18 protein-coding genes are annotated in these 18122 nt (G+C 67.8%); 15 read left to right on the top strand and 3 right to left on the bottom strand.

The window, feature by feature from the left end; all coding sequences use genetic code 11:
* The 7 genes from PO768_RS12355 to PO768_RS12325 all read left to right on the top strand — a co-directional run.
* Positions 1-1272: class I adenylate-forming enzyme family protein (locus tag PO768_RS12355; RefSeq protein ID WP_272646303.1), on the top strand; the 1272-nt coding region annotated here is incomplete at its 5' end.
* Positions 1269-2231, top strand: a complete 963-nt coding sequence (locus tag PO768_RS12350) for a tripartite tricarboxylate transporter substrate binding protein (protein ID WP_272646302.1) — start codon at positions 1269-1271, stop codon at positions 2229-2231. The genes PO768_RS12355 and PO768_RS12350, both read left to right, overlap by 4 nt.
* A 46-nt stretch (positions 2232-2277) precedes the next feature.
* A complete protein-coding gene (locus PO768_RS12345) occupies positions 2278-2550 on the top strand; it encodes a YlcI/YnfO family protein (protein ID WP_137944988.1) in 273 nt (90 codons plus the stop codon).
* Positions 2547-2861 (top strand): type II toxin-antitoxin system RelE/ParE family toxin, encoded by a 315-nt coding sequence (locus PO768_RS12340; protein ID WP_262972730.1) that lies wholly within the window; start codon positions 2547-2549, stop codon positions 2859-2861. Before PO768_RS12345 ends, PO768_RS12340 begins: the two co-directional genes overlap by 4 nt.
* A complete protein-coding gene (locus PO768_RS12335; protein ID WP_272646301.1) occupies positions 2861-3631 on the top strand; it encodes a class II aldolase/adducin family protein in 771 nt (256 codons plus the stop codon). The genes PO768_RS12340 and PO768_RS12335 overlap by 1 nt, the downstream gene beginning before the upstream one ends.
* Entirely contained in the window at positions 3631-4560 is a 930-nt protein-coding gene (locus PO768_RS12330) for a 2-hydroxyacid dehydrogenase (RefSeq protein WP_272646300.1), read from the top strand. The genes PO768_RS12335 and PO768_RS12330 overlap by 1 nt, the downstream gene beginning before the upstream one ends.
* 112 nt (positions 4561-4672) lie before the next feature.
* Positions 4673-5020 carry a hypothetical protein gene (locus tag PO768_RS12325; protein ID WP_272646299.1) on the top strand — a complete coding sequence of 116 codons (348 nt, stop codon included), beginning with the start codon at positions 4673-4675 and terminating at the stop codon, positions 5018-5020.
* Positions 5021-5026: 6 nt separating this feature from the next.
* Here PO768_RS12325 and PO768_RS12320 read toward each other — a convergent pair whose 3' ends face one another.
* The gene (locus tag PO768_RS12320) at positions 5027-5695 is read right to left on the bottom strand and encodes a response regulator transcription factor (RefSeq protein WP_272646298.1); all 669 of its coding nucleotides are present in this window, start codon (positions 5693-5695) and stop codon (positions 5027-5029) included.
* A gap of 207 nt (positions 5696-5902) precedes the next feature.
* Here PO768_RS12320 and PO768_RS12315 point away from each other — a divergent pair, with 207 nt between their 5' ends.
* Complete coding sequence (locus tag PO768_RS12315) at positions 5903-6535, top strand: response regulator transcription factor (protein WP_272646297.1); 633 nt, start codon at positions 5903-5905, stop codon at positions 6533-6535.
* On the opposite strand, the gene PO768_RS12310 is transcribed toward PO768_RS12315, so the two are convergent.
* Positions 6510-9578, bottom strand: a complete 3069-nt coding sequence (locus tag PO768_RS12310; protein ID WP_272646296.1) for a sensor histidine kinase — start codon at positions 9576-9578, stop codon at positions 6510-6512. The genes PO768_RS12315 and PO768_RS12310 overlap by 26 nt on opposite strands.
* A gap of 210 nt (positions 9579-9788) precedes the next feature.
* On the opposite strand from PO768_RS12310, the gene PO768_RS12305 reads away from it, so the two are divergent.
* The 7 genes from PO768_RS12305 to PO768_RS12275 all read left to right on the top strand — a co-directional run bounded on the left by PO768_RS12305 (position 9789) and on the right by PO768_RS12275 (position 16604).
* Positions 9789-10850 carry an alpha/beta fold hydrolase gene (locus tag PO768_RS12305; RefSeq protein WP_272646295.1) on the top strand — a complete coding sequence of 354 codons (1062 nt, stop codon included), beginning with the start codon at positions 9789-9791 and terminating at the stop codon, positions 10848-10850.
* A 45-nt stretch (positions 10851-10895) separates the two neighbouring features.
* On the top strand, positions 10896-11549 hold the full coding sequence (locus tag PO768_RS12300; protein ID WP_269838947.1) for a hydrolase: 654 nt from the start codon (positions 10896-10898) through the stop codon (positions 11547-11549).
* A 16-nt stretch (positions 11550-11565) separates the two neighbouring features.
* A complete protein-coding gene (locus PO768_RS12295) occupies positions 11566-11838 on the top strand; it encodes a XapX domain-containing protein (RefSeq protein WP_137944997.1) in 273 nt (90 codons plus the stop codon).
* Positions 11831-13708, top strand: coding sequence for an amidohydrolase (locus tag PO768_RS12290; RefSeq protein ID WP_272646294.1), 1878 nt, complete (start codon positions 11831-11833; stop codon positions 13706-13708). The genes PO768_RS12295 and PO768_RS12290 overlap by 8 nt, the downstream gene beginning before the upstream one ends.
* Positions 13709-13710: 2 nt before the next feature.
* Entirely contained in the window at positions 13711-14103 is a 393-nt protein-coding gene (locus PO768_RS12285; protein ID WP_262972737.1) for a DoxX family protein, read from the top strand.
* Entirely contained in the window at positions 14096-15694 is a 1599-nt protein-coding gene (locus PO768_RS12280) for an MFS transporter (RefSeq protein WP_272646293.1), read from the top strand. The genes PO768_RS12285 and PO768_RS12280 overlap by 8 nt, the downstream gene beginning before the upstream one ends.
* Positions 15695-15788: 94 nt before the next feature.
* Positions 15789-16604, top strand: a complete 816-nt coding sequence (locus tag PO768_RS12275) for a hypothetical protein (RefSeq protein WP_272646292.1) — start codon at positions 15789-15791, stop codon at positions 16602-16604.
* 15 nt (positions 16605-16619) lie between these two features.
* On the opposite strand, the gene PO768_RS12270 is transcribed toward PO768_RS12275, so the two are convergent.
* On the bottom strand, positions 16620-18122 hold the full coding sequence (locus PO768_RS12270) for an aldehyde dehydrogenase (RefSeq protein ID WP_272646291.1): 1503 nt from the start codon (positions 18120-18122) through the stop codon (positions 16620-16622).

The raw sequence follows: 18122 nt of genomic DNA, 5'->3' as shown, positions 1-18122 counted from the left end.
GTCGTCGTCGCGCCGCTGGCGCCCTCGGTCACGGCGACGGCGCTGGCCGGCATGCTGGGCGATGCGCAGGCGCGGCTGCTCTTTGCCGACGCGGCGGCGCCGATTTCGGCCGGTGAGATCCGCCGTATCTCGCTCGACGACGAGGCCGCTTTCGAGGCCTGGCTGGCGCCGCCCGGCGCGCGGCCGCAGCCGGTGGAGATAGGCGCCGAGGCGCCGTTCAACATCATCTATTCCTCCGGCAAGACCGGCGCGCCCAAGGGCATCGTCCAGCCCCATGGCATGCGCTGGATGCATGTGCGGCGCGGTGCGGCCTATGGCTACGGGCCCGACAGCGTGACCTTGCTGGCCACGCCGCTGTACTCGAACACGACCCTGGTGGTGTTCTTCCCGGCCCTGGCCTATGGGGGCTGCGTGCTCTTGATGGCCAAGTTCGACGCCGCCGCCTATCTGGCCCTGGCCCATGCCCACCGTGCCACGCACACGATGCTGGTGCCGGTGCAGTACCAGCGCATCATGGCCTTGCCGAGCTTTGACGACCATGACTTGAGCGCCTGCCGGATCAAGTTCTGCACCAGCGCGCCGTTCCCGGCCGCGCTGAAGGCCGAGGTGCTGGCCCGCTGGCCCGGCGGCCTGGTCGAGTTCTACGGCATGACCGAGGGCGGCGGCACCTGCATCCTCGAAGCCCATCTGCAGCCCGACAAGCTGCATACCGTGGGCCGGCCCGCCGAGGGGCACGACATCCGCCTGATCGACGATGCGGGGCTGGAACTGCCGACCGGCCAGGCCGGCGAGGTGGTCGGCCATTCGCCGGCGATGATGGCCGGCTACCACGGCCAGCCCGAGAAGACGCGCGAGGCCGAATGGTTCGCGCCCGACGGCAAGCGCTTCATCCGCACCGGCGACATCGGTCGCTTCGATGCCGAGGGCTTTCTGATCCTGCTCGACCGCAAGAAGGACATGATCATCTCGGGCGGCTTCAATATCTACCCCAGCGATCTGGAGGCCGAGCTGCGCCAGCACCCGGCCGTCGCCGAGGCGGCGGTGGTGGGCGTGGCCAGCAGCGTCTGGGGCGAGACCCCGGTGGCCTTTGTCGTGCGCCGCGCCGGTTTCGACATCCCGGCCGCAGCGCTGCGCGAATGGCTCAACGCCCGCGTCGGCAAGACCCAGCGCCTGGCCGATCTGCGCCTGATCGCCGAGCTGCCACGCAGCGCCATCGGCAAGGTGCTCAAGCGCGAGCTCAGGGATGGCTACAACCAGCAGGAGACGATATGAAGACGAACCGCCGCGAGTTTGCCCTGGGCCTGGCCGCGCTGAGCGCGCCGGCCTGGGCCCAGGCCTGGCCGGCCAGGCCGATCAAGCTCATCGTGCCTTACCCGCCCGGCGGCTTCACCGATGTGACCGCGCGCCTGGTCGCGCAGAAGCTGCAGGAGCGGCTGGGCCAGGCCGTCGTGGTCGACAACAAGCCCGGCGCCAACAGCATCATCGGCGTCGATGCGCTGGCCAAGTCGGCGCCCGATGGCTACACGATGGCCGTCGTGATCGCCGCCTATGCGGCCAACACGACGCTGTATCCGAAGCTGCCCTATGACCCGGCCAAGGACATCGCGCCGGTCTCGCTGATCGGCCTGTCGCCGCTGGTCGCGGCGGTCCCCAATGAGGCGCCCTTCAAGACGGCCGCCGAGCTGATCGCCTATGCGAAGAAGAACCCCGGCAAGATCAGCTTCGGCTCCAGCGGCAACGGCTCGGCCGCCCACCTCAGCACCGAGCTGCTGAAGGCGCTGACCGGCAGCTATATGGTGCACATCCCCTATCGCGGTGCGGCCGCCGCGCTGACCGATCTGATGGGCGGCCAGATCCAGCTCTTTCTCGACGCCGCCTCCGGCCTGATCGCCCCCGGCAAGGCCGGCAAGGTGCGGCTGATCGGCGTGGCCAGCGACAAGCGCCTGCCCGCGCTGCCCGAGCTGCCGACCTTTGTCGAGCAGGGCGTGGCCGGCTTCACCGGCAGCACCTGGGCCGGCCTGCTGGCACCGGCCGGCACGCCAGACGCGATCATCAAGAGAGTGGCCGACGAGGTCAATGCCATCGTCCGCCTGGACGAGGTGCGCCAGCGCCTGGAGGCCATGGGCACGGTGCCCATGGGCGGCAGCCCGGCCGAGTTCGGCAGCTTCATCGCCAGCGAAACGGCCAAATGGGGCCAAGTGATACGCAACGCCAAGGTGAAGGTGGACTGAGGGCGGTTTTGTTGTGGCTGTAGTGCAAGCGCAATACAATACGCAGATGAAAACCGCCGTCATTCCTCAGATTCGCGTGGAGCCCGAACTTCGTGCCGATCTCGAATCGGTGCTCCGGCAGGGCGAGACGCTGACCGACTTTGTCGAGGCGACCGTGCGCAATGCGATTGCCTTCCGGCGCGTGCAAACGGCCTTCCATGAGCGGGCGCAGGCTGCCTCCGAGGAGTACCACCGCACCGGTGTTTCCGTGCCTGTCGAGACGGTGCTGGGTCGACTGCAGACCAAGCTCGATGCCAAGCGCAAGAAACTCGGGCCATGAGTTTCAGCGTCGAGTTGGCCCCTGCTGCCGAGGCCGACTTGGAACGCCTGTTTGATTTCTTGCTCGAACGGGCCGAGACCGGCGAGGCCCTTGACGAGGCCCAGCAGGCCATCGCCGCGATCAGAGCCGCCGCGCAGCACCGACTGGCCATCACCCCCTTCAGCTTCCGCAAGGCGGCTCGCAACCCCGCTCAGCGGGAGCTGATCATCCCCTTCGGGAACACCGGCTATGTGGCGCTGTACGAGATCGTCAGCACGACCAAGGTTGTCGTGCTGGCCGTGCGCCACCAGCGTGAAGAGGACTATCACTGATGAAGCCATTGCCCCCCATCCCCAGCCTGCAGGCTCAGGTCTCGCCCGAGGAGTGGCAGCAGCGCGTCGATCTGGCGGCGGCCTACCGCCTGGTGGCGATGTTCGGCTGGGACGATCTGGTGTTCACCCATGTCTCGGCGCGGGTGCCGGGCGAGGGCGATCAGTTCCTGATCAATCCCTATGGCCTGTTCTTCGAGGAGATCACGGCCTCCAGCCTGGTCAAGGTGGACCACCACGGCCGGCCGCTACAGGACACGCCGTTCGCGATCAACCCGGCCGGCTTCATGATCCACAGCACCGTGCACGAGGCGCGGCCAGAGATGAGCTGCGTGATGCACACGCACACCCCGCATGGCATCGCGGTCTCGGCCCAGGCCGAGGGCCTGCTGCCCTTGTCTCAGCAGTCGGGCTTTGTGCTGGGCAGCCTGGCCTACCACGACTACGAGGGCGTCGCGCTGCGCGATGCCGAGCGGCCGCGCCTGGCTGCCGATCTGGGCACGGCGCGCTTCATGATTCTGCGCAACCATGGCTTGCTGACCTGCGGCCGCAGCGTGGCCGAGGCCTTCCAGCAGATGTACACGCTGGAGGCGGCCTGCCGCATCCAGCTGCTGGCGCAGGCCGGTGGTAGCGCGCTGACCCGGGTGCCGCAGGCCATCATTGACACCATGCCCGAGCAGGCGCGCGAGGTCAGCAAGGGCCTGGGCGCGAATCTGGTCTGGCCGGGTCTCTTGCGCCGGCTCGATCGCCGCCTGCCGGGCTACGACAGCTGATGGCCATCCTGGTTCTCAGCGCGCCGCTGCCCTCGGCGCCCTTCGTCGCGGCGCTGCGCGCGGCCGCCCCCGAGGTGCAGGTCTGGACCGAGGCCGATGCGCCGCCGCCCGAGGCGGTCGAAGCCATCCTGGCCTGGCGGCTCAAGCCCGGCCAGCTCGGCGCTTACCCGAACCTGCGTCTGCTGTGCTCGACCGGCGCCGGCGTCGAGAAGCTGCTGGCCGTGCCGGACCTGCCGCCGGGGCTGCCGGTGAGCCGCGTGGTCGACCCGCTGCAGGCGCGCACCATGGCCCAGTATGTGATCGCCTGCGCACTGCATTTCAGCCGCGATCTGCCGCTGTATGCGGCCCAGCAGGCGCGTGCCGAATGGCGCCGTCACCCGGTGCGTCCGCCCGAGCGCTGCCGGGTCGGCATCCTGGGCCAGGGGGCGGTGGCTCAGGCGGTAGCGGCCGCTTTTGCGCCGCTGGGCTACCCGGTGACCTTGTGGGGCCGCCAAGCCAAGCAGTTCGCCGGCCTGCAAAGCCTGGCCGGCGCTGCGGCGTTGCCGCAGCTGCTGGCCCAGAGCGATCTGCTGGTCTGCACCCTGCCGCTGACCGAGGCGACCCAGGGCCTGCTGAACCGCGAGCGCCTGACCCAGCTGCCGCGTGGCGCGCTGCTGATCAATGTCGGCCGCGGCGGCCATCTGGTCGAGGCCGATCTGCTGGCCCTGCTGGACGAGGGGCATCTGGCCGGTGCCGCGCTCGATGTGTTCGAGCGCGAGCCGCTGCCGGCCGAGTCCCGGCTCTGGTGCCACCCCCAGGTGCTGGCCACACCGCATATCGCCGGCGAGGCGCGCGAGGCCGTGGTGGCCGAGCAGTGTCTCGAGGCGCTGCGCGCGGTGCGCGCCGGGCGGCGGCCCGAGTGGGCGGTGGACCGGACGGCGGGCTACTGACGCCACACCTATCGGTCAATCCCCTAGCTCCAATGGGAGTGGTTGGGTGGGGTTGCCGGCTTTAGTCTCGGGCCAAGACGGCTTGTCGAGCTGTCTTGGAGCCAGCACTTTCATGCGCGACCCGCAGAGCACCGTTGAGATCCTGTACTGGCTGGCGCTGCCGGCCTTGCTGCTGCTGGTCGCGCTGGGCCTGCGCCGCTGCGCGGCACGGCGGCAGTCGCGCCAATCCCGGCATCGCGCGCGCGACCAGGCGCAACGTGCCGCCCACGACTGCCTGGTGCAGGGCGTGCAGGGCCTGCTATTGCAACTGCAGTCGATTGCCGAGGGCATACCGCGGCAGGATCCTGCCCGGCAGGCGCTGGAGCGGCTGCTGGACCGAGCCGATGCCATGCTTCTCGCGGACCATGCGGCTTCGGATGCGGCCCGCGAGATCGGCGCCCCGGAACGGCCCGGGAGATAGGCCCTCTCAGCAGGCGGCCGACACAGGCTGTCGCATCGGCGCGGCGTGGTGACGATGCTCGTCGCCGATCAGCCCGCGCTGCAACGCGGTGGCGACCGCCTGGGTGCGGCTGCTGGCATCGAGCTTCTCAAGCACCGCCTTGACATGGGTCTTCACGGTGCCCAGCGCGATGCGCAGCCGTGTGGAAATGGTCTTGTTGTCCATACCTTCACCCAGCAGCTTCAGAACGTCCATTTCGCGCGGGGTCAGCGACTCCTGCACCAGGCTCTCGGCCATGCTGGCGCTCGCCGCCTCGCACAGGAAACGCTGACCCTGGCGCACGCTGTGGACCGCCCGGCGCAACTCCTGCAGGCTGCAGTCGGCACCGACGACGCCTTGCACCCCATGTTCGAGCGCCTGCCTGACCTGCCAGCATCGGGTTGACTCGGCGACGATCAGGCAGCGCGGCACTCGCAGGCGCAACCATGGCATGGAGCGGTGGTATTGCATCAAGCTCAGGCCCGAGGGGTAGTCAGAGATCACGACGGCCGGCGCCTGCGGCCCCAGCAGGCGATCGTGGTCGAATTCAGACATCAGCGTGACCTGGCACTCTGCATCCAGAGAGGCCGCCAGCCCGGCCGCAATCAGGGGGGTGGCATGGACCACCGTGACATCGAGTTTTGTTGTGACGAACATGAGCACCTCCGCGTTCGGCGATATCGCCTGTATGGCGTGATCATCGACAAGAGCCGCTGTGCGAACCACCCCCGCCGGGGGACATTGCGACTACCCGAAAGAGTAGTTGTGCATGCCCGGCTGGCAGCCGATGCTACTCATCTGCTTGCGCAACAGCGGTTAAAGTGATGCTCGACCAGCGCAGCCACACCGGGAGATGAAGCGAAAGTGCAGCAAACAGATCAGCCCATCCGGGTCTTGACGGTTGACGATCACCCGCTGTTGCGTGAGGGCATCGCTGCGGTCGTGAAGCGCCAGACCGATATGCAGATCGTCGGCGAGGCCTGCAACGGGCTGGAGGCGCTGACGCAGTTCCGGCAACTGCTGCCGGATATCACCTTGATGGACCTGCAGATGCCTGAGATGGACGGCGTGCAGGCCATTGCGGCGATCCGGGCCGAGTTCCCGCAGGCCCGCATCCTGGTGCTGACCACCTACAAGGGCGACGCCCAATCCTGGCGCGCGCTGAGGGCCGGCGCGCAGGGCTATCTGCTGAAAAGCTCCTTGCGAACCGATCTGCTGGAGGCGATCCGCGTGGTGCATGCGGGCGGGCGCTGGATCCCGGCCGAAATAGCCGTCGAGCTGGCCAGCCACGCCGGCGAGGAATCGCTCACGGATCGGGAAATCGATGTGCTGCAGCGCATTGCCCTGGGCAACTCCAACCGGGAGGTGGGGGCGATGCTGTCGGTGTCCGAGGAGACGATCAAGGCACGCATGAAAAGCATCCTGGCCAAGCTCAGTGCCAAGGACCGCACCCATGCGGTCTCGATCGCACTCAAGCGCGGGCTGATCCGGCCCTGAACCGCGACAGCCCGATCCGTTGTTGCAGCCTCGCCTCATAGGCCGCCGCCGCCCGGATCTTCAGTACCAGCTCCGTGCCCCTCCCGGCCGCGCTGCGCAACTCCAAGCTCGCGCCGATCTGATCGGCACGTTCGCGCATGCCGATCAGGCCCCAGTGCCCGGGTCGGCGGCCGGCCGCCATCGTGGCGGCATCGATGCCGATGCCGTCGTCGCGTATCCGCAGCGTCAAGGCCGCCCGTCCGTAGTCGACACCGATCTCGATCAGGCTGGCCCGGGCATGGCGTTGGGCATTGGCCAGTGCCTGCTGGCCAATGCGGTAGAACTCGGCCCAGATCGCAGCATTGATTGATCGCGGTGTCCCGTCAGTGCGGCTGACGATGCGCGGCGACGCCGGCCCTGTGCCAAGCTCGGCAGCTGCGGCGGCCAGTGCCTGCGACAGCTCCAGATCCTGCTGATGGCTGCGCAGATCGAGCACGCGCTCGCGTCCCTCGATCAGCACCTGCTCGGCCCGATTCAAGGCGCCCTCGATCACGGCCCGCGCTGACTGCGCCGGCGCCAGTTCGTCGAGCGCCGCCTGGAAATGCAGCGACAGACTGGCCGTGCTTTGCAGCAGGGTGTCGTGCAACTCGCGGGCGATGCGCTCGCGCTCGGCCAAGCGGGTCTCGATGCGCTCCTGGATGCGCGCGCACTCGCGCTGCAAGTGCCAGCGGTACACAAGCCAGCCCAGGCCCGTCAGGGCCAGCAGGCCGAGCAGCAGGAAGCCGCGTGTCTGATGAAAGGCTGGGGGCACGATCAAGGCAGCCGTGCTGCCGGGCTCGCTCCAGACGCCCTCGCGGTCAGAGGCCTGCACGCTGAAACGGTAGGTGCCCGGCCCCAGATTTGTGTAAACCGCCTCGCGGCGCGTGCCGACCGCTTGCCAGTCGCCGTCGACGCCGTCCAGGCGGTAGCGAAAGCGCGTGCGCTCGGCCCTCGCCAAGCCCAGCGCCGTGTACTCGATGCGCAGTTGCCGAGTGCCGACCGGCAGTTCAACCGAGGCCACTGGCAGGTACTGGCGGCCGCCGCTGTGCAATGCCTTGATCAGCACCGGTGGTGCCGGTCTGGGCGCGCTCAAGCGGGCTGGATCGAGCCGATAGATCGCATCATTGCGGGTCAGCCAGAGCTGGCCGTCGCTGGCCTCGATCAATGAGGGCGTCGGACGCAGCTGCGACACATTGCCCAGCAAGCCGTCGAGCCAGTCCAGTCGCTCGAAACGCGCGGCATGGGCAGGGTCAAGCCTCACGCGCCGCAGCTCGTCGGCCGGCAGCCGTATCAGCCCGGAGGCCTCGTTGACCCATAAATCACCCGCAACGCTTTCGAAGATGCCGGTGACCGCGCTCATGACCGTGTCGCCGTCCAGCACAACAGGGTGGAACCGACCGTCTTTCAGCTGGCTCAGACCGAACTCGCCGCCTGCCCACAGGCCTTTGTCGCGGGCATGCAGCGCGGTGATACGGCCCAGGTTCAGTCCCTGGGCCTCGCCGAACAGTTGGCGCTGCGTTCCCTTGATGCGGGCGATGCGGTTGTCGACGTAGCCGACCCAGAGCGCATCGGCCTCGCCATGCAGGCTCATCGCGTTGCTGCTGGGCAGTTCGGCTGAAGCGGCGTGCCAAGTCCGGCCATCCCAGCCGAACAGGCCGGCGCCGAGAAAAGACACCCACAGCGCTCCGTCATGGCCCCGAGCCATCGCCTGGACCGGCCTGGAGGGATTGACCTGGGCCGGCGCCTTGACGCGCTGGAAGCGCCCCTCCGAGTGGCGCCACAGATCGGGCGTCCCACCGAACCAGATCGTGCCGTCTCGATCACGGTACGCGCTGCCGAACACCATGTCGTCAGGTCCGAAATCACCGGGCACGGGCAGGGCGCGGCCGTCCGGCATCAGCCGGGTCGGTCGCCGCTGCAGGCCAGCCGCCCAGACCTCGCCATCGGTGCCCGCGACCAGGCTGCCCAGAGCGGGCCCGTCGGCGTAAGGGGCTAGCACCAATGGCGTGTCACGGAAGCGGTCCAGCCCGCCGGTCGTGCCAAACCAGAGATTGCCCTCGCGGTCTTCCAGCGCCGACATCACGCGATCACCGCTCAAGCCGTGCTGCTTGCGATAGTGCTCGATCAAGCGGCGGCCGTCGTGCTGCTCCGGCACGGGGATGCGGCGCAGGCCACTACCGTAGGTGTTGATCCAGAGGCTGCCGCCGCGCTCGAACAACAAGCCGCCGCGAGGCGCCTCGACCGGCCATTCCGTACTCGCGCCTGCAGCGATGCCTTTACGCACCGTGCCCGCCTTGTCGCGGCTCCATAGGTGCCCTTGCGGATCAAGCGTGATGTTGTCGATCTCACCGGTATGCGCGACACGCTGAAACCGCCGTGCTCCTCGGGGCAGGACAAAAAGACCTTCTTTGTTGCTCAGCCAGAGTTGAGCTTTCGTGTCGAGTAGCAAGTTGGAGGCATAGCTGAAGTCGTAGCCCCAGTCCGCGCCGATCTTGTGCCAGCGGCCCCCATGCATACGGTAGGCACCGTTGCTGCTGCTGGCCCAGACGGCACCGTCCGGCAGGATCTCGAACGCGTAGATTGTCCCCGGGGCCAGGCCCGAGCTCTGGTCGTACAGCAGCAGCGTGCCGTCAGTCTTCAGCAACCCGGCGCCGCCTTGGCGAAAGCCTATCCACAGTCCGCCGTCTGGCAGTGCTCGCAGCGCCGAGACATTGCTGGAGCGTCGTGTGCCTGCCGGGAACAGTTCATAGCGCTCGAAGCGCAGGCCGTCGAACCGAAACAGGCCGCCGGTCGTGCCCAGCCACAGATAGCCATCTCGAGTCTGTTGCAGCGCGACGATGTCGGTCGGAGCGCCCTCGCGTGCGGTCCAGCTGGTGTGGTGCAGTGCCGTGATCGCCCGCTCGTGGTCCAGCGCCAGGGTGGGCTCGGCGCGCAGCGACAAGAGCAACAAGATCGCGATCAGCAGCTGCGGCCCGCGTGGCCGCCGCAGTCGGGCGAGGGTACCCAGGGCGGGTGACAGAAACATGAGAAGGAGGCAATCCAGGCGTAGCGCCTGAGCAGAAGGTTGCCGGCGCCTCGGGTCGCGGATTATCACCATTTTGTTGGGTCTGCCCCCAATGAGCTAAGGTCGTGCACACCTTCCTGTGGTGGTCGCTGCATGGCGCTCCTTCTAAGCTTGTCGACATGTTTTGAGCCATGAGCGCAAGACTGTTTTGCTCAACAAGGAACACGAGCCATGCCTCATCAAAAACCCGCCGATCCTCTCGATCCGACGCGGCGCCATGCCTTGCTTGCGGGTGTCGGCGTTGCCGCCGCCTTCGCTTTGCCGGCAGCGGCCGCAGCCACTCAATCCAAATCCCCCTCTCACATCACAGGAGCTAGCACGATGAGCAACATCATCACAACCCAAGACGGCACGCAACTCTATTACAAGGACTGGGGCCCGCGCGACGGCAAGCCTGTGGTCTTCAGCCACGGCTGGCCGCTGAATTCGGACAGCTGGGAAGCACAGATGCTGTTCCTGGCCGAGCACGGCTACCGCGTGATCGCCCATGACCGCCGCGGCCATGGACGGTCCAGCCAGCCCTGGGGCGGCCATGAAATGAATACCTATGCNCGCGTGATCGCCCATGACCGCCGCGGCCATGGACGGTCCAGCCAGCCCTGGGGCGGCCATGAAATGAATACCTATGCGGACGATCTGGCGGCGGTGCTGGACAAGCTGGACATCAAGGGCGCGGCGCTGTTCGGCTTCTCGACCGGCGGCGGCGAGGTGGCCCGCTATATCGGCCGCCATGGCACAAAGCGCGTCGCCAAGGCCGGTCTGATCTCGGCCGTGCCGCCGCAGATGCTGAAGACGGCCACCAATCCCGGCGGTTTGCCGATGGAGGTGTTCGACGGTATCCGCGCCGGCGAGCGCGCCAACCGTGCCCAGCTCTACAAGGACATCGCCTCCGGCCCCTTCTTCGGTTTCAACCGCCCGGGCGCCAAGCTCTCGCAAGGCCTGGTCGACACTTTCTGGATGCAAGGAATGATGGCCAGCCACAAGGCCACCTTCGATTGCATCAAGGCCTTCTCGGAGACCGACTTCACGGAAGACCTGAAGAAGTTCGACATCCCGACGCTGGTGCTGCATGGTGACGATGACCAGATCGTGCCCATCGCTGCGGCGGCCCTGGCTGCGGCCAAGCTGATCAAGAACGCCAAGCTGGTTGTCTATCCCGGCGCGCCCCATGGCCTGACCGACACGCACAAGGACAAGCTCAACGCCGATCTGCTGGCCTTTCTGAAGAGCTGATCCACCAGCCCCCGTATCTTCTTTATCGTCTGAAAGGACCCTGACATGCCCATCACCGCAACCCCTACGCCCGGCGCCAAGCTGCTGAACCCCACCGACCACGCGCTGATCCTGATCGACTTCCAGTCGCAGATGGCCTTCGCGACCAAGTCCATCGACGCGATCGCGCTGCGCAACAACGCCGCCCTGATCTCACACGCCGCCGCCGGCTTCAAGGTGCCCACCATCCTGACCACGGTGGCCGAGAAGAGCTTCTCGGGCCCGATGTTCGACGAGATCACCGCCGCCTTCCCGGGCCAGGCCCTGCTGGACCGCACCTCGATGAACACCTGGGAGGACGCCGCCGTCATCAAGCAGGTCAATGTGATCGGCAAGAGCCGCCTGGTGTTTGCCGGCCTGTGGACCTCGGTCTGCATCGTCGGGCCCACGCTGTCGGCGCTGGACCAGGGCTACGAGGTCTATGTGATCACCGATGCCTGCGGTGACGTCTCGGACGAGGCGCACGAGCGCGCGGTCGAGCGCATGGTGCAGGCCGGCGTGCGCCCGATGACCGCACTGCAATACATGCTGGAGTTGCAGCGCGACTGGGCCCGCAGCGAGACCTATGAGCTGACGACCGGCATCGCCAAGAAGTTCGGCGGTGCCTATGGCCTGGGCATCATCTATGCCAAGTCCATGTTCGGCGCGCACGAAGGCTGATCTGAAGGACATGCCCATGAAGCCTTACCTCTTGTCCCTGGCCATCGGCCTGCTGGTCGGCGTGATCTACGCGCTGTTCAATGTGCGCTCGCCGGCGCCGCCGGTGATCGCGCTGGTGGGGCTTCTGGGCATTCTGGTCGGCGAGCAGCTGCCGCCGCTGGTGAAGAAGTTGATGCAGACCGAGGCCGCGCCGGTCTCCTGGCTGCATCATCAGGTCAAGCCGCATATGTTCGGCGAGCTGCCCAAGTGCGCCGAGAAGTCCGCCGTCCAGGAGTCCAGGCATGTCTGAAACCGCCGATCTGATCCTGCATCGCGGCCAGTTCACGACGCTGAACCGGGCCCAGCCCGCGGCCTCGGCGGTGGCCATCAAGGACGGCCGCTTCCTGCGGGTCGGCGATGAGCAGGCCGTGATGGCCCTGGCCGGGCCGACAACCAAGCTCATCGACCTGGGTGGCCGCCGTGTGCTGCCTGGCCTGATCGACAACCATATCCACATCATCCGCGGCGGCCTGAACTTCAATCTGGAGCTGCGCTGGGACGGCGTGAAGAGCCTGGCCGACGCGATGGCCATGCTCAAGCGCCAGGTCGACATCACGCCGGCGCCGCAATGGGTGCGCGTGGTGGGCGGCTTCACCGAGCACCAGTTCGCCGAGAAGCGCCTGCCGACCCTGGAGGAGCTGAACGCGGTGGCACCCGACACCCCGGTCTTCATCCTGCACCTCTACGACCGCGCGCTGCTCAACGGCGCCGCGCTGCGCGCCGTCGGCTACACCCGCGACACGCCCGAGCCACCCGGCGGGCAGATCCTGCGCGACAGCGCCGGCAACCCGACCGGCCTGCTGCTGGCCAAGCCGAATGCGTCCATCCTCTACGCCACGCTGGCCAAGGGGCCGAAGCTGCCCGTCGAATACCAGCTGAACTCGACCCGCCACTTCATGCGCGAGCTCAACCGCCTGGGCGTGACCGGCGTGATCGATGCCGGCGGCGGCTTCCAGAACTATCCCGACGACTACCAGGTGATCCAGCAGTTGGCCGATGCCGGCCAGCTCACCATCCGCCTGGCCTACAACCTGTTCACGCAAAAGCCCAAGCAGGAAAAAGCCGACTTCCTGAACTGGACCGCCAGCTCCAGCTACAAGCAGGGCGACGACTACTTCCGCCACAACGGCGCCGGCGAGATGCTGGTGTTCTCGGCCGCCGACTTCGAGGACTTCCGTCAGCCGCGTCCGGAGATGGGGCCGGAGATGGAGGGCGATCTCGACGGGGTGGTGCGCATCCTGGCGCAGAACCGCTGGCCCTGGCGCATGCATGCGACCTATGACGAGACCATCAGCCGCGCGCTCGATGTGTTCGAGCGGGTCAATCAGGACGTGCCGCTGGCCGGGCTGAACTGGTTCTTCGACCATGCCGAGACGATCTCCGAACGCTCGATGGACCGCATCGCGGCGCTGGGCGGCGGCGTCGCGGTGCAGCACCGCATGGCCTACCAGGGCGAGTACTTCGTCGAGCGCTATGGCTCCGGCGCGGCCGAGGCCACGCCGCCGGTGGCCAAGATGCTGAGCAAGGGCATGAAGGTCTCGGCCGGCACCGACGCGACCCGCGTCGCTTCCTACAACCCCTGGGTCTCACTGGCCTGGCTGATCACCGGCAAGACCGTCGGCGGCCTGCAGCTGACGCCGCAGCGCAACTGCCTGGATCGCGAACAGGCGCTGCGGATGTGGACCGAGAACGTCTGCTGGTTCTCCGACGAGGAGGGCAAGAAGGGCCGCATCGAGGAGGGCATGCTGGCCGACCTGCTGGTACCGGACCGCGACTTCTTCGCCTGCGCCGAGAGCGAGATCATCGACACCACCGCGCTGCTGACCGTGGTCGGCGGCAAGGTGGTCTATGGCGCCGGCCCCTTCGCCTCGGATGACGAGGCCACGCTGCCGCCGGCCATGCCGGACTGGTCGCCGGTGCGCAGCTTCAAGGGCTATGGCGCCTGGGGCGAGCAGGAGGGCAAGCCACTGCAAGCGGTCATGCAAGAGCAGGCCTGTGCCTGCGCCACCGCCTGCCAGGTGCACGGCCACCAGCATGCCAAGTCCTGGGCCAGCAATGCGCCGGTGTCCGATTTCAAGAGTTTCTGGGGTGCGCTGGGTTGCGCCTGCTGGGCGGTGTGAACATGGCAATCAGGATGAATGCGGGCCTGCGCTGGCTGTGCCTGCTGCTGCTGTGCGCTGCCTATCTGCAGGGCGGTCTGGTCAAGCTCTTCGACTTCCCCGGTGCCGTCGGCGAGATGAGGCACTTCGGCCTGCAGCCGGCGCCCTTGTTTGCGGTGGCGGTGATCGTGCTGGAGCTGGGCGCCGCCGCGCTGATCCTGACGGGCCGGCTGCGCTGGCTCGGCGCTCTGGCGCTGGCGGTCTTCACCGCGGCAGCTACCTTCATGGCCAACCGCTACTGGGAATCCTCGGGCCATGAGCGCTTCATGCTGATGAATGCCTTCTTCGAGCACTGGGGCCTGGTCGGCGGCTTGCTGCTGGTGGCCTGGCACGACTGGCAGGACCGCCATGGCTGAAGCGAGCAAGGCCTCCTCCTCGCCATCGTCCTCGGGCAGCTTCGCGCCGCTGCGCCAGCCGGTGTTCGCGGTGCTGTGGGCGGCCACGGTGCTGGGCAATATCGGCAGCTTCATGCGCGATGTCGCCAGCGCCTGGCTGATCACCGATCTGTCGGCCAGCCCGACCGCCGTCGCGCTGATACAGACCGCCGCGACCTTGCCGGTCTTTCTGCTGGCGATACCTGCCGGCGTGCTCTCCGACATCCTCGACCGCCGCCGCTTCCTGATCGGCGTGCAAGTGCTGCTGGGCGCCGTCAGCGCGACCTTGCTGACCCTGTCCTGGCTGGGCCTGCAGTCGGTCGGCTCGCTGATCGCCTTGACCTTTGTCGGCGGCATCGGCGCGGCGCTGATGGGGCCGACCTGGCAGTCCATCGTCCCCGAGCTGGTGCCGCGTTCAGACCTGAGGAATGCGGTGGCGCTGAACTCGCTGGGCGTCAATATCGCGCGCGCGCCCGGCCCGGCCGCCGGCGGCCTGATCCTGGCCAGCTTCGGCGCCGCGCTGACCTATGGCGTCGATGTGCTGAGCTATGTCTTCGTGATCGCCGCGCTGCTGTGGTGGCGCCGTCCGGCACCGAGCGAGAGCGCGCTGTCAGAAGATTTTCTTGGTGCCTTCCGCGCCGGCCTGCGCTACACCCGCGCCAGCCCCGAGCTGCACACCGTGCTGCTGCGCGCGGCGGTGTTCTTCCTGTTCGCCAGCGCCGTCTGGGCCCTGCTGCCGCTGGTGGCGCGGCAGATGCTGGGCGGCACGGCCGGCTTCTACGGCCTGATGCTGGGCGCGGTCGGCGCCGGCGCCATTCTCGGCGCGGTGCTGATGCCGCGGCTGCGTCAGCGTCTCGATGTCGACGGCCTGGTACTGCTGGCCTCGCTGCTGGCGGCCGCCGTGATGGCGGCCCTGGTGGCCGCGCCGCCGCGCTGGGCCGCCGTTGTGCTGATGCTGCTGCTCGGCCTGGGCTGGATCATCGCGCTGACCACGCTGAACGGTGTGGCCCAGGCCATCCTGCCGAACTGGGTGCGCGGCCGCGGCCTGGCGGTCTATCTGACCGTGTTCAACGGCGCGATGGCGGCCGGCAGCCTGGGCTGGGGCCTGATCGCGCAACAGATCGGCGTGCCGGCCACCTTGGCCGCCGGCGCTGCAGGTCTGACGGTGGTCGCGCTGATCTTTCACCGCGTCAAGCTGCCCGCCGGCGAGGCCGATCTGCAGCCCGCCAATCATTGGCCCGAGCCGCTGCTGGCCGAGCCGGTTGCTGATGATCGCGGGCCGGTAATGATTCAGATCGAGTACCGCGTTCGCCGCGAAGACCGCGAGGCCTTCCTGCTCGCGCTCAAGCGCCTGGCCATCGAGCGCCGACGCGACGGTGCCTATGCCTGGGGCATCACCGAGCACACGGCCGAGCCGGAGCGGCTGATGGAGTGGTTTCTGGTCGAGTCCTGGGCCGAGCATCTGCGCCAGCACCAGCGCGTCTCGCAGGCCGATGCCGATCTGCAGGGCGAGGCGCTGAAGTTCCATATCGGCCCGGAGCGGCCAGCCGTGCATCACTTCCTGGCGCTGTGAGCCGGACGGCGGATCCCGCATCGAATGGAGGACGGGTTTGCGTCGCGCTCCCCGACGAGGCAGGATTCCGGCATCGCCGCCACAGGAGCCGACCATGCCGGAATCCGACAAGCCCGCCACGCCCAGCCTGGATGAGCGGCTCAAGTCCCTGGGTCTGGTGCTGGGCCTGATCTCGACCGGCCTGGGCGTCTTCGTCGCGATAAAGACGAATTTCATCGCGACGGTGACCAGCGAGATCGACACCCAGGTCAAGGAGGCCAGGAACCGCTCGACCCTGCTGGAGGCGGAGCTGCGCCAGCTGGAGTTGAAGAACAAGGCTTTCGAGAACTCGGTGCGGCTGGTGGCCGAGTGGCAGGTGCTGACCGCCAACGACTTTGCCCGTGGCATGGACGAGGGCCTGCTGAACCTGGTCTGGCTGGACGATCAGCAGGAGCAGCAGATGCGCGACGCCGCCAAGGCCTGGAAGGCCCACTATCACCTGATGAGCCGGGCGGCCGATCAGAGTCTGCTGCTGCGCCAGGTCGTCTGCCTGCGCCTGATGAATGTCGGCAACACCCCGGCCACCGAGCTGCGCTTGCTGGCCCATCAGCGCGATTTCGATGCGCAGCGCGGCGGCCAGGGCGGGCTCTACAGCGCGATGACGGCCAGCTTCCAGGGTGAGCCCAAACCCCATGGCCTGGGTCAGCTGATGGAGCCGGCCCAGCAGTCGCAGCGCCTGAGCAACGAGATCCTGATCCCCGTGGCCCATGTGGTGGGAAGCCAGCGCTATGTCGGTCGGCTGATCCTGCCGGTGCGCCTGCTCTGGAAGGATCCGCGTCAGCAGCGCGAAGGCCAGATGGAGATACGGATCGATGATCCGCGGCTGGCCAACAAGCTCAGGAGTGGGGACCTGGGCCAGACCTCGAAATGAGGGCGCCGCCGCTGTTCAACCGGCGTTGATACGCAGCCAGGTCGTCTTCAGCTCTGTGTACTTGTCAAAGGCGTGCAGCGACTTGTCGCGGCCATTGCCGCTTTGCTTGTAGCCGCCGAAGGGCACGGTGATGTCGTCTTCGTCGTACTGGTTGACATGCACGGTGCCGGCCTTCAGCGCGCGGGCGACGCGGTGGGCGCGGTCGATGTGCGAGCTCCAGACGCTGGCCTGCAGGCCGTAGGCGCTGGCATTGGCCTGGGCCACGGCATCGGCCTCGTCCTTGAAGCGCAGCACGCTCATCACCGGGCCGAAGATCTCCTCGCGGGCGATCTTCATCTCATTGGTGGCGCCGTCGAACACGGTGGGTTCGACGTAGAAGCCGCCGCTGTCGCTGCGCGCCTGGCGGCCGCCGACGATGGCGCGGGCCCCTTCCGATGTGCCGGACTCGATATAGCCCAGCACCGTCTTCAGCTGTGTTTCGTCGACGATGGCGCCCATCACGGTGCCGGCGTCCAGCGGGTCGCCGGGCTGGTATCTGGGCGCTTGAGCCGCGACCAGCTCGACGAACTGATCGGCGATGCTCTCGTGCACCAGCACGCGCGAGGGCGCATTGCAGCTTTCTCCCTGATTGAAGAACATCGCGCCGGCCACGGTCTTGGCGGCACGGGTGATGTCGTCGAAATCGGGAAAGACGATGAAGGCCGACTTGCCGCCCAGCTCGTTGTAGACCCGCTTCAGGTTCGAGCGGCCGGCGTACTCCAGCATCTTGCGGCCGACCCGGGTCGAGCCGGTAAAGCCCACCGCGTCGACCTCCATATGCAGGGCCAGCGCCTCGCCGGCCTCATGGCCGTAGCCGGGCACGACGTTGAGCACCCCCTCGGGCAGGCCGGCGGCCAGCGCGAGCTCGGCCAGGCGCAGCGCGGTCAGCGGCGACTTTTCGCTGGGCTTGAGCACCACCGAATTGCCGGCCGCCAAGGCCGGCCCCAGCTTCCAGGCCGCCATGATCATCGGGTAGTTCCAGGGCACGATGGCGCCGATCACGCCCATGGCCTCGCGCTGTATCAGCGCCAGCGCATTCGGCCCGGTCGGCGCGATCTCGTCATAGACCTTGTCGATGGCCTCGGCATACCAGGCGATGCAGCGCGCGGCGGCCGGCACATCGACCGTCAGGGCGTACTGGATCGGCTTGCCCATGTCCAGCGTCTCCAGCAGGGCCAGCTCGTCGCGGGCCGCCAGGATCGCATCGGCGAAGCGCAAGAGCACCTTTTTGCGCGCGGCCGGCGGCCGGGCGGACCAGCGGCCATCATCGAAGGCGGCGCGGGCGCTGGCGACGGCGGCGGCTATATCGGCCGCCTGGCCGCGCGCGATGGCGCCCAGCAACCGGCCGTCGATCGGCGAATGCTTGGCGAAGGTCTCGCCGCTGGCGCTGGCGACGCGCTGGCCGGCGATGAAGGCGCGGCCGTCGGCCTGCAGGCTGGCGGCACGGGCGTGCCAGTCGATGCGGGAAGTCTGAGTCAT

Source organism: Paucibacter sp. XJ19-41, from assembly GCF_028462495.1.
Lineage (GTDB): Bacteria > Pseudomonadota > Gammaproteobacteria > Burkholderiales > Burkholderiaceae_C > Roseateles_E.
Note: the sequence above shows the minus strand (reverse complement) of the source record. Positions and strands in the feature narration are given on the sequence as shown.

Excerpts from the sequence above, each read along its gene's own strand:
- PO768_RS12320 (WP_272646298.1), bottom strand. The coding sequence starts at position 5,695 with ATGTTCGTCACAACAAAACTCGATGTCACGGTGGTCCATGCCACCCCC.
- PO768_RS12340 (WP_262972730.1), top strand. The coding sequence starts at position 2,547 with ATGAGTTTCAGCGTCGAGTTGGCCCCTGCTGCCGAGGCCGACTTGGAA.
- PO768_RS12275 (WP_272646292.1), top strand. The coding sequence starts at position 15,789 with ATGCCGGAATCCGACAAGCCCGCCACGCCCAGCCTGGATGAGCGGCTC.
- PO768_RS12270 (WP_272646291.1), bottom strand. The coding sequence starts at position 18,122 with ATGACTCAGACTTCCCGCATCGACTGGCACGCCCGTGCCGCCAGCCTG.
- PO768_RS12330 (WP_272646300.1), top strand. The coding sequence starts at position 3,631 with ATGGCCATCCTGGTTCTCAGCGCGCCGCTGCCCTCGGCGCCCTTCGTC.
- PO768_RS12350 (WP_272646302.1), top strand. The coding sequence starts at position 1,269 with ATGAAGACGAACCGCCGCGAGTTTGCCCTGGGCCTGGCCGCGCTGAGC.
- PO768_RS12285 (WP_262972737.1), top strand. The coding sequence starts at position 13,711 with ATGGCAATCAGGATGAATGCGGGCCTGCGCTGGCTGTGCCTGCTGCTG.
- PO768_RS12325 (WP_272646299.1), top strand. The coding sequence starts at position 4,673 with ATGCGCGACCCGCAGAGCACCGTTGAGATCCTGTACTGGCTGGCGCTG.
- PO768_RS12310 (WP_272646296.1), bottom strand. The coding sequence starts at position 9,578 with ATGTTTCTGTCACCCGCCCTGGGTACCCTCGCCCGACTGCGGCGGCCA.
- PO768_RS12280 (WP_272646293.1), top strand. The coding sequence starts at position 14,096 with ATGGCTGAAGCGAGCAAGGCCTCCTCCTCGCCATCGTCCTCGGGCAGC.
- PO768_RS12335 (WP_272646301.1), top strand. The coding sequence starts at position 2,861 with ATGAAGCCATTGCCCCCCATCCCCAGCCTGCAGGCTCAGGTCTCGCCC.
- PO768_RS12345 (WP_137944988.1), top strand. The coding sequence starts at position 2,278 with ATGAAAACCGCCGTCATTCCTCAGATTCGCGTGGAGCCCGAACTTCGT.
- PO768_RS12295 (WP_137944997.1), top strand. The coding sequence starts at position 11,566 with ATGAAGCCTTACCTCTTGTCCCTGGCCATCGGCCTGCTGGTCGGCGTG.
- PO768_RS12300 (WP_269838947.1), top strand. The coding sequence starts at position 10,896 with ATGCCCATCACCGCAACCCCTACGCCCGGCGCCAAGCTGCTGAACCCC.
- PO768_RS12290 (WP_272646294.1), top strand. The coding sequence starts at position 11,831 with ATGTCTGAAACCGCCGATCTGATCCTGCATCGCGGCCAGTTCACGACG.